This window comes from Capnocytophaga sp. G1920 (assembly GCF_051417515.1).
In genome coordinates, this window is the sequence record NZ_JBPRKH010000006.1 from 52677 (window position 1) to 69429 (window position 16753).

A 16753-nucleotide genomic window follows, 5' to 3' on the forward strand; every position below is an offset into this window, starting at 1 on the left:
TTTTTAGTTTTTATTGTTTAAAACAACGCGTGTTCCTACTTCTTTTAGTAGCCTTTCAGCTAATAGTTTTACCCTGTTTCTAAGCAAGTCCCTTTCAATGGTGTTAAAAGTAGCATCTTGCTCGTATTTTTGAGTTACATATTGGTTGAGTTGAGCTTGAGTAGTAGCGATAAGAGCTAAATCTTCTGCTGATAGTTGCTGTAAATCCCCTGTTATTTGCTTTTCCATCTGTTTTGTAATTCTGGTTTCAATAGCATCGGCAGTGTACTGGGCAAAAAGAGTATCTACCTCGTTGATATCGAGGAGGACAGGAGAAGCTATGGAACTCTTAGCAGCTGGCAAAGTTGTAAGAGTCCTGTGGACTATGGGAGCTTTGGGAGTTTCGGTTATCGTAGTAGGGGTGAAAGTAGTATCAACAGATGATACGTTTTCTTTTTCAGTGGTTACAACTACTACTTTCTGCGATTGATATTCAGGGTTTGTATTGGTTTGTTGCTGTTGTAACAAATACCCTATCCCGAGGCACAATAGCAAGCAGGCAGCTATGGCGTAATACCACATTTTTCGACTTTTCTGCTTTGCCTGTTGGGCTTCACTCTCGGCTAATTGAGCCTCTAACTGTTCCCATAGAGTAGGCGAGGGGGTGATTTTCCGATACCTAAATAGGCGTTGTATGCTATCTTTCCACATTTTTTAAGCTCTTTTTTTATAGTTTGTAACGTATTGTTGTAAAAGTTTTTTGGCATAAGCCAATTGCGATTTAGAAGTGCCTTCACTAATACCTAACTTCTCTGCTATCTGCTTGTGAGATTCATTTTCAAACACATAAAGATTGAAAACGGTACGACAGGCAGAAGGAAGTTTATCTATGAAGGCTTGTATCTGCTCATCGTTAAAAGATTCATTGTCTAACTCACTCTCGTCGATAGTGTCGTAAGTATCGCTCCAATCGGCGAAGGATAGCTTTTGGGCTTTGCTTTTGAGAAAATCTATACATTCATTTACAGTAATCCTGCGTATCCACGCATAGAAGTGCTCTTGTTCTTCATATTTAGAGAGACTGGTAAATATCTTGAAGAAGGCTTTCAGTAGGGCATCTTCGGCGAATTGCAAATCACTAATGTACAGCCTGCACACACTCAGCAAGACAGGAGCATACTGGTCGTACAGTTGCTTTTGCGCTAAGCGGTCGTTGCGCTGAGCTTTCTCGATGAGACGATGGTCGATTTGCATTTTTCTTTAAATGATGAATGATTTATTCTTTTTAAGGTTCAAATTAAGTACGATGTAGAAAAACAGGAGATTGTTCAACTTCATCGGTTACGGCAGTTTGATTGTACAGCCCTTTCCTATGTTGTTTTTTTCAAACCATCCTTGAGGCACTTCAAGAGCATAACGCACAGGTTCCGATGAGTCCACACTTTGATGGCTGAACGGTGTCATATCGCGTGTTTCGCGAATTTCGCCATTCGAGTTAATGAACGCAATCGAAAGGGGGGTAGGCGTATCTTTCATCCAAAAGCTTAACTTTTCGTCTCTTTTAAAGATAAAAAGCATACCCGTTCCTTCGGGAATATTCTCACGCCCCATATAACCTTTTGACATCTCTCGTATGGAGCGAGCAAGCTCAACTCTTATGGGAATGGTCTTGCCGTCAAGATTGGTAATGGTCAAGTCCCTCTCTTCAAACTCAAGCGTGAGAGCTGAACAAGCGCTAAAAACAAGGTAGCACAATGGGATAACTCCCATCAGCAATAGTTTAACAGATGTAAATATTTTCTTTTTCATAAGTCTTCCAAAATTAAAAGTTCAGAAAATAAATATATGAATTTTGACATCTCAATTATCCTTTTTGCCCTTATAAACGAAGAAAAAATAAAAAGGTTGGAAAATAATTAGAAAATTTGTCAATTAGCAAATTATTTAGTTTTGGCAAAGTTGGCTTTTATTGTTTGATAATGTCGTAGCCTTTTACAGTAAACGGAATTCCGAAGCCTCCATTCACTTGCCTGATTGTATTATCAGGGAAGCGTAACCAGCACTTGTTGGTAGTGGCGTTGAAGGTAATAGTAGCATCATCTTTACCTCTCACTTCCACAAACTGTACACCTACCCACATTTCGCCTTTGGGTACTAATACTGATAGCTTATGAGTGAAAGTTTGTGGGTTATCAGAAGGGAATAAATGAATGTAAATAGGTTCTTTGATAAGCGGAGTGAAGCTTTTGTGTTCCTTATCGGTTTGGTACACTACCACACGCAAGACTGCCATATAAAAGGTACTTTTCCTAATCTCAATACTGAATTCGGTAAGCTGAGTGTCGTTAGAAAGCGAAATGAAATCGCCTAATTCTGAGAGGACGCCACCGTGTTGCTGAAAATACCGCTTCATTTCGCCATAAAGAGTAAAAAAGGTAGTTACTCCTTTACTTTTTACATAGCGTATTTTAGGTGTTTTCATTGTTAGGGTAGTAGTGGGAAGGTTAATTACTGCTTCGGTGAGTTGCACTTCTTTTTTGATATCACGATAAGCTAATACTTTATGTTGATAGCTCAAATGTGAAAAATAAATGCTATCAGTGGGCTTTGCTCCGAGTTTTTCGAGCGAAAAGTAACCATTTTCATCGCTAATAATACCTTTATTGGTACCTACTATGCCTATATTCACATATTCAACAGACTCGTGATGCTTGTTTACCACTCTTTGTTGAGCAAAACAAGGGAGCGCAAAAAGTATCAGCTGGAAAAGGAGGAAACGTTTTGTCATATACTACTAAAATTTTATACCTATTGAAAAAGGGTGTATATTGTTAGGGCTATTTTCGAATAAGGGAGCTAAACTGTATTTAGCATAAATCGAAAACCATTTATTGCCCACTTGAGCTGATAGTCCGTAGGTGAATTTATTTACTTTCAAACCATTGCGAAGAAATAGTTTTAGATGGTCGTCTCCCTCAGTGTATTTTATCTTTTGGTTTACATCGATGAGTGCGCCAAAGTAAGCGCCTCCTCCTATATGTATTTTTGACTTAAAATTCTTTTGTAATTCAATAGGCAAGATGAGGTAATTAACACGCAGTTTAGCTCGGTCTAAAGGCTTAGAAAAAGGTACTAATTTTGTGTCCCCATTTTCTGAAATAAGATAATTATTACCTTTTATGTTCAGTCTATTGCTTTGCCACACTAAGCCGTAATTGAGGGAAAGTTGTTTCTTTTTATACAATTGAGAGGTAAAAGCAAGTCCTAATTCTGTATTTAAATAGGGGTTAAAGTAAGTTTTATCATTGGTTACAGACTGTAATCCGATAGCCAAATGAATAGCTACTGTAACTCCGTGTTTATTTTCATTATATTTATTGGGCAATGAATCTAACTGTTGAACAGTTTGTATATAGTTCTCTTTCGGCTCAGTAGATATGAGACTATCGAGCGTTGCGTTTTTTTGCAGGGTGTCCATACTGAGTTCAGTAGCCTTTTGCTGGATAAGAGCAGATAGACGTAAGCCTTCTTTATAGGTTTTCTGTTTAGTGCTCAGTTCGCTTGCTTCCTTAATCTCTTTGAGCATTTTTGCACTTTGCTCTTTGGTAATCTTACCCTCTTTTAGCAACTGCTGAACGGCTGCTTCTTTCTTGTAAAGAAGTAGTTTTTCGGTAGCTACTATAGAATCGATAGTATACTTAGATTGCAAGATTTCTTTTTCAAAAGGATTTTGAGCCAAAAGAGCTGATACAGAAAGGAAAGCAATAAGTGATAAAAGCTGTTTCATAGAAATGTCTTAATTTGTTCATTAACAATCGGTAAATTGAGGGCAAAGATAGAGAGAAATCAGCAAATTGACAAATTAGAAATTTTAAATACGAGTTGTACAAGCAGTTTGATTAGCAAATTATTTGTACTTTTGTAGCCTTAAATCATTAGCTCATCGGTAAATTTAAAATGCTTACACTCATTCGTTTTATAAAGAATTGGACACTGCCTATTTCTATGGGCATAGGCGCTTTGGTATATCTCATATTTTACTACGTGCCTGCGCTGGATACTCTCTCACAAAAACTTGCTCCTACGTTCGACACTATACTGCCTCTGTTTATGTTCCTGATACTGTACGTTACTTTCTGCAAGGTAAACTTTAAGAAGTTGTTGCCTGTACGATGGCACTTTTGGGCAAGTCTCTTCCAAATTGTTTTGGTAGCAGCGATTGTAGGGGTGATTCTTTATTTTCGGATTGGTGGGAAGGAGTTGATACTCTTGGAGAGCATTCTTGCTTGTGTGATAGCCCCTTGTGCCGCAGCTGCAGCCGTAGTAACCTTAAAACTTGGGGGCAATTTGGAACAGATGACCACTTACACTTTCCTCTCTAATCTGCTTTGCGCCCTACTGATTCCGATTTGTTTCCCGCTGATAGAACCTGCATCGGAGTTTACTTTTTGGACTGCTTTCTCGCTCATAATGCAGAAAGTGTGTTTGGTGTTGGTTGTGCCTATGCTCTTAGCACTACTCACCAAGAGCGTGCCACAACTTCACCGCTTTCACCAATGGCTGATACACATTCCCGACCTCTCCTTCTACCTTTGGGGTTGTTCACTGATGATTGTTACCGGTACGACTCTTAAAAATATTTTCCACGCACAATCGGGGATAGGTTTTTTATTGCTCATTGCTTTTTTGGGGTTACTATTATGCCTAATGCAATACGCTATTGGGCGGTATATAGGTCGGTTTTTTGAAGCTTCGATTGAGGCAGGACAAGCCTTAGGACAAAAGAATACGGCTTTTGCCATTTGGATAGCTACCACCTACCTACACCCTCTTTCCACCGTAGGTCCTGGCTGTTATATTTTGTGGCAGAATATTATCAACTCAATAGAAATTTGGAAAAGAGGAAAGTATAAGGCTTAACCCTTTGAAATAAGGTTAAGTAAACGTCTTATAAAAATGAAATTTCGAATATTTATCTATTAAAACCATACAGAGAACTTTATTGCTATCTACACCGAAGCTACACCGAACCCACAGTGGGTCTACAGTGGGTCTACAGTGGCTCTACAGTGGGTCTACAGTGGCTCTACAGTGGGTCTACAGTGGCTCTACAGTGGCTCTACAGTGGGTCTACAGTGGGTCTACAGTGGGTCTACACCGAACGATAAACAGTCTTAAACCGGAGAGCAGATGGGCACATTTGCTAATTCAGAAAATGTTTTATAATTTTGCAGTACTAATTAACAAATAGATAAATTAACTAATAAACCTATGGCTAAAATAAAAGACAACTTAGCAATGCAAGGCATCTCAGGGAAACTCGGTAACCAAGTGGTATACCGCAGAGTAGGCGATAAGATTATTGTTGTTGCAAAACCCCGCCGAAAGCCTACTACTCACCCTACTCTCATCTCGCAAAATAACCGATTTAGGCTTGCTAGCACCTATGCCAAAAACGCTTTGCAAGACCCTGTTCTGAAAGACTTATATACGGCAGAGGCTAAACAACGTGGTGTTATCAACGCTTATAATATGGCAGTGTCCGACTATCTCAAAGCTCCTGAAATCAGACACATCAACGCCGAAGCCTATACAGGTACCCAAAAAGGAGAGCTTATAACCATTGAAGTAAGTGATAATTTTAAGGTTGTTCAGGTGAAAGTAACGATATCGCACGGTGAGGAAACCGTTGAAGAAGGCAATGCCATACTTACCGCTGACATTTGGCAATACGCTACTACTGCCCTGAACCCTGCCCTTTCAGGTAGTAAGATAGTAGTTACAGTGCTCGATAGACCCAATAATAGAGTTACCAAAGAGATTGCTTTATAACATTTACTGATAAAATTCACTCGGACTTACCCCTAAATGTTGTTGTACAAAGCGAGAAAAATAGGCAGAAGACGAAAAGCCAAAAAGGTCGGTGAGCTCGGTGATAGAGTGTGTTTTTTGTTGCAACAGTTTGCGTATATGTATGGTAGTAAATCGGTTAATCCAAAAGAGGGCGTTGCGCCCGCTCACCTGCTTGCATACTTCCGATAGATGCTTAGGCGAGACAAAAAGCTTATCGGCATAATAGCCCACTTCGCGATGTTGCACATATTCTTCTTGTTCTAACAATGCCATAAAACGCACCATAAGATCGTTGTTCTGAAAGGTTATTTTCTGCTGACCAAACAAAGAGGTATGAATATCAAAATAATCTAAAATAAGCATTTGCACCGCACTGTGTAGCACTTCCTCTTGAAAATCGTGAGTGGTATCTGTCAGTCGGTGTTTTATTTGCAGAAAATCGTATTGCAATTGGGTAAATTGCTTTTCGGTGAGAGGCATAATAGGGTTAGCAAACAGCGCCAACGCTCCTCGTATACTGTAATTGCTACGCGGACTACAATATTCGGCATATTCAGGGGTGAGGTAGATACAAGTAGCTTGCAAGTAGGGTGAGGGCACAACAGCCTCTATAAACTGCTGATAAGGGATAATCATCGTTTGTCCAGCTTCAAGCGCAAAATTTTCTCCGTTATACTTAAAAACATAACTACCCGCCTCGCACAGCACGTGGGCTATACAATGTCGCAACTCCTCACTACCCAAGCGGTGAAGGCTGTCTTCAATAATGATATTTTTATTATCAATACTCATAATGCGACAAAGATAGAAAAATTTGTAAAAACTACCGACTTTTGTGTAACAATCTGTTCAAAATACCGCTGTACCTTTGCCTCGTAATTAGTTAATGAACAAATAATAAAAACATTCGGGTCACGACAAAAGCAAAAACACACCCTACTATAAAAATTGGTTTGCTCATTTGGCTATAATGGATGTGCAAAAAGCTAAAACCGAATGGAAAGAACCTGTAACTGAAAAAGAATATACTCAATTAACAAAATAAGAATTACAAATGAAAAACATCCAATTAAACAACGGGGTACAAATGCCCCTATTGGGTTACGGTGTATACCAAGTAGACCCCGAAGAATGTGAGCGTTGCGTAAGCGATGCTATCGCGGTAGGCTACCGAATGATTGATACCGCTCAAATCTACAAAAATGAAGAGGGCGTAGGCAATGCTATTAAGAAAAGTGGTATCGACCGCAAAGAGTTCTTTATCGTTACCAAAGTGTGGATAAGCAATGCAGGCTATGAAAAGGCAAAAGCCTCTATCGAAACCTCTTTGCGCAAACTCCAAACTGATTATATCGATTTACTCCTTATTCACCAACCTTTTGGCGATTATTACGGCTCTTATCGCGCTATGGAAGAAGCCTACAAAGGGGGTAAAGTGCGTGCTATTGGTGTGAGCAACTTCTATGCTGATAGATACCTCGATTTGGCATACCACTGCGAGATAAAACCTGCTGTAAACCAAATGGAAACACACGTATTCTACCAACAGCAAGACCTCCAAGAGCTAATGAAGAAATACGACACCAAACTAATGTCGTGGGGACCTTTTGCAGAGGGTAGAAACGATTTCTTTGCCAATCCTACTCTCAATGCTATTGGCGAAAAGTATCACAAAAGTGCTGCCCAAGTAGCTTTGCGCTATCTCTTGCAGCGCGATATTATCTGCATTCCTAAGTCGGTACGCAAGGAGCGTATGGAACAAAACCTTAATGTATTTGACTTCCAACTCTCAGCAGAGGATATGAGCCAAATAGCTACTCTCGATACCAAGCAAACGCTCTTCTCTTCTCACCGAGACCCTGCTTTTGTAGAGATGATACTACAATATGGTAATTAGGTCGTAGCACGAATCGTAGCACGACAAGCGATAAAAAAAAACTTCCCGTGTGAAGAACACCCCTAAGTGAGGAATAGCTCGAAACACTTAGGACATTAGTAAACAAATTATTAATCATAAATAAAAAAGACAGATGACAGCAATGTACACAGCAGTGGCCACCGCAACAGGTGGTCGCAACAGAAAAGTAACTTCTGACAATGGCGTATTAAGCCTAGAAATACGTTCTCCTAAAGCCTTAGGCGGAGCTAACGACGATTATACCAATCCTGAGCAGATTTTTGCCGCTGGCTATGCTGCTTGTTTCGACAGCGCACTGAATTTGGTTATTAGACAAACTAAAATAACCACTGGTGAGACCGCTGTAACAGCACACGTATCTATTGGAAAGCTGAACAACGGCGGTTTTATTTTCGGCGTAACCTTACAAGTGAATATACCTAATGTGTCGCTTGAACAAGCTAAGGAACTTGTAGCAAAAGCCGACCAAGTTTGTCCGTATTCTAACTCTACTCGTGGGAATATAGAAGTAACCTTTGAAGTAAGTAATAATTAGGTCGTAGCACGACAAGCTATAAATAAAAATCCTTGTGTGGTATATACCATACAAGGATTTTTTAATAAAACATCTAACTTGCATCTATTTGCTAAATTCTACTTCAGCATTTAGTTTAGTTATCTTTTCTTGCAATTTAGTGATGTCTTTTTGCAATTTCTCAATACGGCGATTACTTTTGGCTAATTGCTTATTAGCTTTACTAGCTTTGCGCAAAGCCTTTTCAGCTTTGTTCGCTTTTTTAGCACTTGCCGAAGCCGAACTCGCATCACTAAAAGCATCCGTACGATCAGTAGCTTCTTCATTAGCTTGTGCAGCCTCAGTTTGCAACGACTGATTATTGGTTTGCTCTTGAGTGAGTTTCATTTGCAATTCGTTGAGCTCGGTATTGAGTTTCAAGGCTTGTTGTTGTTTTTCCAAGCGTTTCATCTCTGGTGATTTAGCTGTACCACAGCTCGCTAGCATAAAGGAAGCTAACACTCCCATTAAAAGTACTTTTTTCATAATTATATTATTAATATTTTAATGCTGCAAAGGTAATATATAATTAACAAATGAGCAAATTTTTTAAGTAGAAAATTAGTTATCTTTTTTACAAAACCTTACAAGTTGCTCAGTAGCCTCTTGCAAACTCCGTTTCCTTACTTTGGTTTTCTCAGTAAAAAGGTCGGTAGTTAAGTTAGTTGCTTGTTTATCAATACTCGCTTTCCAATTGCCTACAACTCTGCCTTCGTGCAGAATAACCGGTTTGAATATCCCAAACTTATTGTGTGCCTTTGCTTCGTGCTTTTTATCAAGAGCTACCCAACGGCTTTTATAGCCTATCAGATACTCATCGTACGGCGGAAGCAAATGCATTGTTTTTGCGTAATCGGTAGCTTCAAAGTTATTGCGATACAGATACATTGGAGTACTTTCTACCAAAACTTCTTCTAATTCAGAGGCAATTCCTTCAATAGCTTTTTTACATTGCATTTTAGGCAATCCCGACCACCACGTGAAATCCTCTAACGAGGCAGGCGAATGACTCCTGAAATACTTCTGTGCCAGTCGTTTCAAAGCTTCATCAAGGGTAATAATAGCTGTTGTAGGTACTCTTTCGGACAATAGAGCCCAAGTAGCTTCCTTGCCTTGCATTACCCCCGAACACAAAAGCCCTTCAATCTCAGCACGCAATAATAAGGGGTTGAGCAGTTTGTCATCAGATAAAAGCCCCAAAGTTCTAAGTCTGTTAGCAATAGTTTTTTTAGACAATGACTTACCACCAACGAACAATTCACATAGAGCGTGAGTTACCTCCTGAAAGTAATTTTGGACAAACGCTGTATTGATACTCTTTTGCCAAGATTGCAAAGTACTCAGATTGCGTTCCTTGCATAAAGGAAGTAACCAGCCTATATCCGTTTTGCTCACCACTTGCACCGTACAGCGCAAAAGATGAAGACGTAAAAGTTCAGCCTTAGCAAAAGCCTCTTGGAGTTGAGCCAATTGCGGGACACTCTGCCGTATACCTATCGCCCAACGGAAATAATTATAATCCTGTGCCTGCATAGCTCCTTGCCACACTACGATATCCTCAGGTTTTTCATATTGAGGAGAAAGCAGTTGCTGGTGCAACAATCTCAGTGTAATAGCCTCTTGCCTACTTATTGTTCTCATCAACTCATCTGCTTATTAACTAATTGATTCATCTTGGAGAGTGTTTCCTCTATCATCGCCATACGCTTCTTTACTTTCTCTACTGAAGCATCTAACGTGTACCCCTCATCAAGGAGTTCTTTGATGAGGAGTATTTTTTTGATATTAAGGTAATCATATCGGCGGTTTTTTCCTTCCTCTTCTGTCAAACTGCTGATAATTCCTTTCTCTTCCCAATAGCGTATTTGTCGGGTAGGGATACCAGTGATTTGTGATACTTCCCCTATGCCCACTACCAATTTCCTCAGAAAATCAAAGTCTAACAAGAGTTCTTTTTGTACTTCTTTTGCCATAAATTGTAAATAAATTACGAAATAAGTTGCAAATATACAAATAAATACTTTACCTTTGCATTTTGTAAATAATCTACAATTAAAGAAGATAATTAACAAATGAATACAGAACTTAAACAAACTCTGCAATTTGTCTTTTTTATAGCAACACCGCTTTGCTTGGTAAACAGCTTTATTACAAGCGATAAGTTTAATCTTTGGAATGATTGGGGACTGAAGTTTTTAACCTCTTACGCAATATCATTTCCTCAGGCAGTACTTTATGTTTCCTTAGTAAAATGGTATAAAAGAAAAAAATGTAAAATCAATAAACAAATATCAAAATGAAAAACTTAAACAACAAGAATGCCGTAATTACTGGCGGAAGTGATGGTATTGGCTTAGGAATAGCCAAAGCCTTTGCCCGTGAGGGTGCTAACCTATTGCTCATAGGCAAAGACCCTGAGAAACTACAAAGAGCCCAACAAGAGCTACTAAATGAGTTTGGCGTGCAAGTACACACCCTCTCTGCTGATTTATCAAAAACAGAGACAGTAACTGAGGTAGTGAAAGACATTGAGCGACTGCTATCTACGGTAGATATTTTAGTAAACAACGCCGGTTTAGGCAAGTTCGTGCCTTTTGAGCAAGTGGACGATGCCTTATACGATGCCCACTTCAACCTCAATGTAAAAGCACCTTATTTCCTTACCCAAAGTCTGCTTCCTGCTTTGGTGAAAAGCAAGGGGAATGTCATTAATATCTCGTCGTATTTTGCCCATAGAATGCTTCCTAACCGCGCGACCACCGTCTATTCGGCTACTAAGGGAGCGTTAAACTCTTTTACCAAGGCGTTGGCTTTTGAGGTGGGACATTTGGGCGTACGCGTAAATGGTGTGGCCCCTGGGAGTATCTCTACCCCGCAATTCAACCGCAATTTGCAAGCTCTTACCCCCGAAAAACAAGTCGCTTTTGAGACTATGGTAAAGGAAATTTACCCTTTACAACACATTGGTACGCCTGAAGATATAGCCAAAGCTTGTGTATTCTTAGCCAGCGACAATGCTTCGTGGATTACAGGCACTGTGCTTGCTGTAGATGGCGGACTCACTACAAATTAGTTGTGCACGACGCGCAGTGTGAACCACACAGGCAGAGGGAAAATTAGCGAATTTGGAAATTAGAAAATGAGGTACAGGCTACAAGAAAAGCACCAGCGGAGGGGGAGTAGAGAAACTTGGAAAGGCTCGGAGTTATCGGAGGAAAACGAAAAATATCAAAAGAAGGTTGAAGGGAATTTTGGAGAGAAAAGGCTGTTAGGAGGGTACGCTTAGCTTATAGAGAGCTTATAGGAAGCTTATACGAATCTTGGAAGATTGGTATAGAAAGGGTATATAAATAGTTAAGAATGAGGAGTTAAGAGAGGGGAGTAAGAAGTGATTTTGAGGATAATAAATCGAAAGTAAAGAGAAGTGAATACGTTGGTGTATTGAATGTCAATAGGAGAAAAGTGTTTTTTAATTATTGAAGAGAAAGTGATAAAAAGCGTTTTTTTGCCCGAAAAAATAATAGATAGAAAAGCATCTGACGGGGTGGAAATTGAAGCAAATTAACAGATAGCTTTGCTATCAGAATTCTGCGTGAGATTTCACTGAGAGCTAAAAAAGAACTAAATTTGTTAATTAGTGAATTAGCAAATTAGTTGTATCTTTGCATAACCGTACTACATACATTTCTTATGAAAAACGAAAAAAAATCGACAGAATGGTAGAACGGGAGTTGAAGAATTTAAGGATTACATTATATGTGACTTTATGGCTAAATTCTTAAATGGTATGTCTATCAACAAGGATAACTATGTAATACACGATGGGGCTCACGGTGAGTATTTTGGTATGTATTTCTATCGATAGCTATGTGCTCAATAAGTTTGTTCCTTATCTTAAAGAAGTTTCATATACCCTTTCACCCTCTGTTGAGAAGGCAAAAAATGATATGTATCAACTATTGAGTAAACAGTAAAGTAAATCAACCATAAAGGAGATATAAAAAGCGAACAACTAAAAAAATGGAGGCACACAATGGCAATAGACGGAGTAAAGATTATCGATAGCGATAGCGGTTACGATATTTATAACAATATCACAGAACGCTACAAAGACGGTGAAGATATTGAAAAAATCAGACAAGATTGGTTGAACGAGGAAGACAATTTCTGTATTGACGAATTATTTACGGAAATATACTGGACGGCATTCGCCTACTCGCTTTGGAAAATCGGGTACAAGGAAGATGAAGTCCGCCGGAAAGCATTGAAAATAATAGAAGGCGGAGCCAGTGCATTGTGGGACGAGATTCATACCCAAGCCCGACGACAAAGGCAGAAGGCTCTCGAGAAATTAAAATTACAACTCTCGTCGGATAATCCGAAGCCGCTTCGCAAACCGACGATAAAAAAACCGAAAGAATCATATTTCCAAAAAGGCGATGTATTAGCCGTTGCGATGAAAGAAGGGTATGGGATTTGTTTTATTTCGGCAGTGGACAGTTCGCCGAGAAAGGTAGAATATCATATCGCCTGTACAAGATATTTAAGCGATAAGTATCCTACAATGAACGATTTTCTGGAGAGTAAGATTGCCTGTGGGAAACATAATCAAGATTTCGCGTTAAGAACCGACTGCTGGTTTAACAATAAAGATTTGGGGGCAATACTACCCTATATTAAAAAGCTTGGTTCCGTTCGATTTAGACCATATCTTTTATGGGTGCTGGCACCTGCACACAACTTAGACGATATTTATAAGGAGATAGTACAAGACAAAAAATACTTCGGCGGCAAAATAAAAGAAGTATCCGAATTGGTCGAGACAGTGATAGAGGACACCGAGGAGATGTGATAACAGAATAATTCAAGATAATTAAAATACGAATAATAAACAAAACAGGCTGATAAAAGAAAAAGAACGTTGTATGCACTTTTTTTTTCTTTGTTTTGGTAGGCGTATGCTAGTGGAAGGTAGGAGAATAAAGAGGGATTATGAAATAAAAAAGAGGGTAATTGTTGTGAGTATGATTATTTTTTGTACCTTTGCACCGAATTACAGAAATGAACACTTGGGGTCGACCGGTTTTGACAGTAAGTGGCATTAAATAGTAAGCATACCGAGCTGTGAAATGAATGCTCGATAATCTCTATTTCAAAATTTTAAATGGCGAGAATAACTACGCTCTTGCTGCCTAATCTGAAGTTTAGTAAGATTGCTGGCTAAGTCCCTACAAGGTAGGGAAGCGAGATGTCTCTGAAAAGCCCTTGTTGACGGCGTTTCGTACAGAGGCACCATAAAAGTCAACATCGAACCTGCGGTACGCTTCTGCTAACGGTTCTTAAGCAAAAGAAGCTAAGCGCAAAATGGGCGGTGCTCGGTCAGTTTTGCGACGAAAATCAAACGAGGACTAAGTATGTAGAAAGCTTTTTGATGACTTATTTGGACGAGAGTTCGATTCTCTCCGACTCCACAAATACCATTGTTTTTCAATATGTTATATTATAACAGGGACTAAAATAGGGACTATCCTTATTTTTAGTCCTTGCTTCATTAAGAGACTGTAAGTAGATTAAAATAATACCTATTTACTGACTTAGGTAGGATAAAATAAAACCCACTTTCCAACAAGATAGGTTAAAATAATACCTACTTACTGACTTAGGTAAGATAAAATAAAACCCACTTTCCAACAAGATAGGTTAAAATAATACCTACTTACCGACTTAGGTAGGATAAAATAAAACCCACTTTCCAACAAGATAGGTTAAAATAATACCTACTTACTGACTTAGGTAGGATAAAATAAAACCCACTTTCCAACAAGATAGGTTAAAATAATACCTACTTACCGACTTAGGTAGGATAAAATAAAACCCATTTTCCAACAAGATAGGTTAAAATAATACCTACTTACCGACTTAGGTAGGATAAAATAAAACCCACTTTCCAACAAGGTAGATTAAAATAATACCTACTTATATTTTGTAAATAATTGATTTACAGTTAAATATAGTATTTCTTCAAAGAATAAACAAATATACCTATATAATATATGTATGTAAATTAGAAAATATATAACGGACAGCTCATTTCTTCTTTTTCTGCAACTAAAATCTTCTAAATCTGTAATTCATTATTAATCAATTATATTCTTCAGTTTTGTATTCGGTCGCGGTTTTAGGGGCAAGATGTGTCTTTGTATATACACAGTTTTGAAAAAACCGGTATACAAAGACTCATCTTGCCTTTTAGCTTCTTTGAAAAATTTGCCTATCGTCTGCATTTTACAAAGAAGCTAAAAGGGTAGAAAAACTGCGGAACTTGTTTTTCTTTCTGCAACGAAAATAACAATCATACGTTTAAAATTCTTCAAAAATCTAGTATTTCACATACCAATAGAGTCTAATAGAGTTCAATAAACGCCAATACTATCTATTTACGTCTATTTATGTATAAAATAGTCTATTTTTCAAATTCTAATGTCCTTTTATGTTGTTTATAGTCTATCATAGTCTACACCCCCTCTTCACCTATTGCGCACCTAAAAAAACCTCTCTTACTTTGCCAAAAATTTAAACCTAAAGACGTTGGAAAAGAAAGCTCTTAACAAATCAAAATACCTTATTCTTAGAATTACTGAAAGTCAGAAAGAACGGTGGAAAAGGTTAAGTGCAGAAAGAAAAACTACCCTCACCGATTTGATAATATCAGCAGTGGAAGGTAATATGAATACACAAGAACGACGTGAGGTTTTAAAGTTCATTGAAAAGCAAGACAACATCTTTGCTAAGATTGAAAACAATATCAATCAGTTCGCTTATGTAGCCAACGCCAAGAAGGAGGTACACCGAGCAGAGCTCATTGCCTTTACTCAGCGTTTAGACGAGATTGTAAAGCTCAAGGCTGAACAAAACCAAATCTTTAGGCAGATATATAAACTCATTGCGAATGATAGTAAAAATTCTTAGCTCAGCAAGCAGGGACTTTCACGGAGTAAAGTATAACGACAAGAAAGTACATAACGAGAAGGGCGAGCTAATGCTGATGAAAAACTTTCCTTCATTTATCAATGAGAGCAGCTCTCAAGAGGAGGTAAGAGATTACTTTAAAACCATCTCAGCAAGTGAACGCACCCGAAAACCACAATTTCACGCTGTAATATCGACAAAGTACCAAGAACACAGTAAGGAGCAGCTCACTGAGATAGCCGATAATTTTATGCAAGAGATGGGCTATGGGCAGCAACCTTATCTTGTAGTCTTTCACAAGGACACCGAAAACAACCACGTGCATATTGTTTCTACCCGTGTAGATAAAAACACAGGCAAGAAGATAAACGACAGCTTCGAGCGACTTAAATCCCAACAAGCCTTAGCAAAGGCAATGAGAAAGGTATTAGGCACAAATCACCAAGAAGCTATAGAGAAGCTTTTGCAATATAGGTTTAGCAACCTTCAGCAGTTAGAAATGCTACTCACACGTAATGGTTTTAAAGTAGTAAAAAGTGAGAACACCCCTAATCAATTGGATATATTGCATAATGGCGTTGTTCAGAAAACACTTTTCAGTGATAAACTCCATTACCAAGAGAAGCAAAAAGGCGACAAGCGCATTAGGCAAATCAAAGCCTTTATAGATAAATACAAGGACTTGTACAGCAATAAAGTTTTTAAGGTGATAGATGATAGAGTTCAACAGGGACTATACGAACGAAACATTCTACCGCAAGAGCCTATCCCACCACAGATAGAATATGTAAGCGAGTTACAAGAAAAACTGCACCAAATCTTTGGAATAGACATCGTTTTTCACTCTAAAGACGATAAACAGCCTTTTGGTTATACGCTTATTGACAATAAAAACCAACAAGTATATAAAGGCAGTGAGATAGCTAAGATGAAAGACATCTTTGACTTTACGGAAGATAGTATTGACAAAAAAGAGTTTGAACGCCTAAAGGACTACAATCTGAGAAGCGATAAAGAAAAGCAAATCCTTATACAGTACTTGCTCAAAGAAGGAGTAAAACTTAAAGATTTTATGTTGTTTGAAAACAAACGCTTTAAAAGCAAAGAGAGCAATCCTGATTTTCAGCAGCTCAAAGAAGATGTAAGACAACATATTCATAATGCACAGAATGATGATTTTGTCATTTTAGAGCAAGACGATAACGGAGCGTATTACACTATACACGAGCGTTATCACCAAATACACAAGCTATCCTTTCTTTTAGATAAAGAGGAATACCAAGCATTTATCGTAGGAACATCCATACACAATACCTCTGAGATTAGAAGCCAAACTGACCTCAAACACAGCCCAAGCGGAAAAATCTCAGAGGTTTTAAACGATGTAGCAGACATCTTTAAAGCTTTGGGTAAAAGTACTTATGCTCCACGCGATACCACAGAAGACGAACTAAAGAAACGACGTAAAAAACGAAAATAAA

Annotated in this window: 19 protein-coding genes and 1 other RNA gene; 11 read left to right on the forward strand and 9 right to left on the reverse strand. The window is 38.5% G+C overall.

The features are described 5' to 3' along the window. Window positions 1-3: 3 nt before the first annotated feature. The 5 genes from ACSQ7D_RS05115 to ACSQ7D_RS05135 all read right to left on the reverse strand — a co-directional run bounded on the left by ACSQ7D_RS05115 (window position 4) and on the right by ACSQ7D_RS05135 (window position 3766). Entirely contained in the window at window positions 4-690 is a 687-nt protein-coding gene (locus ACSQ7D_RS05115) for an anti-sigma factor (RefSeq protein WP_437135601.1), read from the reverse strand. Between the two features lie 3 nt (window positions 691-693). Next, on the reverse strand, window positions 694-1233 hold the full coding sequence (locus tag ACSQ7D_RS05120) for an RNA polymerase sigma factor (RefSeq protein ID WP_437135602.1): 540 nt from the start codon (window positions 1231-1233) through the stop codon (window positions 694-696). A gap of 87 nt (window positions 1234-1320) precedes the next feature. Beyond that, the gene (locus ACSQ7D_RS05125) at window positions 1321-1788 is read right to left on the reverse strand and encodes a DUF192 domain-containing protein (protein WP_437135603.1); all 468 of its coding nucleotides are present in this window, start codon (window positions 1786-1788) and stop codon (window positions 1321-1323) included. A gap of 157 nt (window positions 1789-1945) precedes the next feature. Then, complete coding sequence (locus ACSQ7D_RS05130; protein WP_437135604.1) at window positions 1946-2767, reverse strand: carboxypeptidase-like regulatory domain-containing protein; 822 nt, start codon at window positions 2765-2767, stop codon at window positions 1946-1948. A 6-nt stretch (window positions 2768-2773) separates the two neighbouring features. After that, complete coding sequence (locus ACSQ7D_RS05135) at window positions 2774-3766, reverse strand: outer membrane beta-barrel protein (RefSeq protein ID WP_437135605.1); 993 nt, start codon at window positions 3764-3766, stop codon at window positions 2774-2776. A 170-nt stretch (window positions 3767-3936) separates the two neighbouring features. On the opposite strand from ACSQ7D_RS05135, the gene ACSQ7D_RS05140 reads away from it, so the two are divergent. The 3 genes from ACSQ7D_RS05140 (at window position 3937) to ACSQ7D_RS05150 (ending at window position 5811) form a co-directional block, all read left to right on the forward strand. Beyond that, window positions 3937-4899, forward strand: a complete 963-nt coding sequence (locus tag ACSQ7D_RS05140; protein ID WP_437135606.1) for a transporter — start codon at window positions 3937-3939, stop codon at window positions 4897-4899. A 116-nt stretch (window positions 4900-5015) separates the two neighbouring features. Beyond that, the gene (locus tag ACSQ7D_RS05145) at window positions 5016-5147 is read left to right on the forward strand and encodes a hypothetical protein (RefSeq protein ID WP_437135607.1); all 132 of its coding nucleotides are present in this window, start codon (window positions 5016-5018) and stop codon (window positions 5145-5147) included. Between the two features lie 103 nt (window positions 5148-5250). Then, on the forward strand, window positions 5251-5811 hold the full coding sequence (locus tag ACSQ7D_RS05150) for a hypothetical protein (RefSeq protein ID WP_437135608.1): 561 nt from the start codon (window positions 5251-5253) through the stop codon (window positions 5809-5811). 3 nt (window positions 5812-5814) lie between these two features. On the opposite strand, the gene ACSQ7D_RS05155 is transcribed toward ACSQ7D_RS05150, so the two are convergent. Then, entirely contained in the window at window positions 5815-6624 is an 810-nt protein-coding gene (locus tag ACSQ7D_RS05155) for a helix-turn-helix domain-containing protein (protein WP_437135609.1), read from the reverse strand. A 262-nt stretch (window positions 6625-6886) separates the two neighbouring features. Between ACSQ7D_RS05155 and ACSQ7D_RS05160 the strand changes: the two genes are divergently transcribed. Together ACSQ7D_RS05160 and ACSQ7D_RS05165 are read left to right on the forward strand one after the other, a co-directional pair. Beyond that, window positions 6887-7729 (forward strand): aldo/keto reductase, encoded by an 843-nt coding sequence (locus ACSQ7D_RS05160; protein WP_437135610.1) that lies wholly within the window; start codon window positions 6887-6889, stop codon window positions 7727-7729. A 133-nt stretch (window positions 7730-7862) separates the two neighbouring features. After that, window positions 7863-8285, forward strand: coding sequence for an organic hydroperoxide resistance protein (locus ACSQ7D_RS05165; protein ID WP_009417696.1), 423 nt, complete (start codon window positions 7863-7865; stop codon window positions 8283-8285). An 84-nt stretch (window positions 8286-8369) separates the two neighbouring features. On the opposite strand, the gene ACSQ7D_RS05170 is transcribed toward ACSQ7D_RS05165, so the two are convergent. The 3 genes from ACSQ7D_RS05170 to ACSQ7D_RS05180 form a co-directional block, all read right to left on the reverse strand. Next, complete coding sequence (locus tag ACSQ7D_RS05170; RefSeq protein ID WP_264860905.1) at window positions 8370-8789, reverse strand: SlyB protein; 420 nt, start codon at window positions 8787-8789, stop codon at window positions 8370-8372. 75 nt (window positions 8790-8864) lie between these two features. Further along, window positions 8865-9944, reverse strand: a complete 1080-nt coding sequence (locus ACSQ7D_RS05175) for a winged helix DNA-binding domain-containing protein (RefSeq protein ID WP_437135611.1) — start codon at window positions 9942-9944, stop codon at window positions 8865-8867. Next, on the reverse strand, window positions 9944-10276 hold the full coding sequence (locus tag ACSQ7D_RS05180; RefSeq protein ID WP_048746967.1) for a MerR family transcriptional regulator: 333 nt from the start codon (window positions 10274-10276) through the stop codon (window positions 9944-9946). The genes ACSQ7D_RS05175 and ACSQ7D_RS05180 overlap by 1 nt, the downstream gene beginning before the upstream one ends. A 99-nt stretch (window positions 10277-10375) precedes the next feature. On the opposite strand from ACSQ7D_RS05180, the gene ACSQ7D_RS05185 reads away from it, so the two are divergent. The 6 genes from ACSQ7D_RS05185 to ACSQ7D_RS05210 all read left to right on the forward strand — a co-directional run bounded on the left by ACSQ7D_RS05185 (window position 10376) and on the right by ACSQ7D_RS05210 (window position 16752). Next, window positions 10376-10603 carry a hypothetical protein gene (locus tag ACSQ7D_RS05185; protein ID WP_437135612.1) on the forward strand — a complete coding sequence of 76 codons (228 nt, stop codon included), beginning with the start codon at window positions 10376-10378 and terminating at the stop codon, window positions 10601-10603. Continuing rightward, window positions 10600-11376 carry an SDR family NAD(P)-dependent oxidoreductase gene (locus ACSQ7D_RS05190; RefSeq protein WP_437135613.1) on the forward strand — a complete coding sequence of 259 codons (777 nt, stop codon included), beginning with the start codon at window positions 10600-10602 and terminating at the stop codon, window positions 11374-11376. The genes ACSQ7D_RS05185 and ACSQ7D_RS05190 overlap by 4 nt, the downstream gene beginning before the upstream one ends. 960 nt (window positions 11377-12336) lie before the next feature. Continuing rightward, entirely contained in the window at window positions 12337-13155 is an 819-nt protein-coding gene (locus ACSQ7D_RS05195; protein ID WP_437135614.1) for a hypothetical protein, read from the forward strand. A 219-nt stretch (window positions 13156-13374) separates the two neighbouring features. Beyond that, window positions 13375-13777, forward strand: a transfer-messenger RNA (tmRNA) gene (gene ssrA, locus ACSQ7D_RS05200). Between the two features lie 1114 nt (window positions 13778-14891). Then, entirely contained in the window at window positions 14892-15272 is a 381-nt protein-coding gene (locus ACSQ7D_RS05205; protein WP_016478621.1) for a hypothetical protein, read from the forward strand. Further along, window positions 15253-16752: a relaxase/mobilization nuclease domain-containing protein gene (locus ACSQ7D_RS05210; protein WP_278589942.1), complete on the forward strand. Its 1500-nt coding sequence runs from the start codon at window positions 15253-15255 to the stop codon at window positions 16750-16752. The genes ACSQ7D_RS05205 and ACSQ7D_RS05210 overlap by 20 nt, the downstream gene beginning before the upstream one ends. Window position 16753 lies beyond the last annotated feature (1 nt).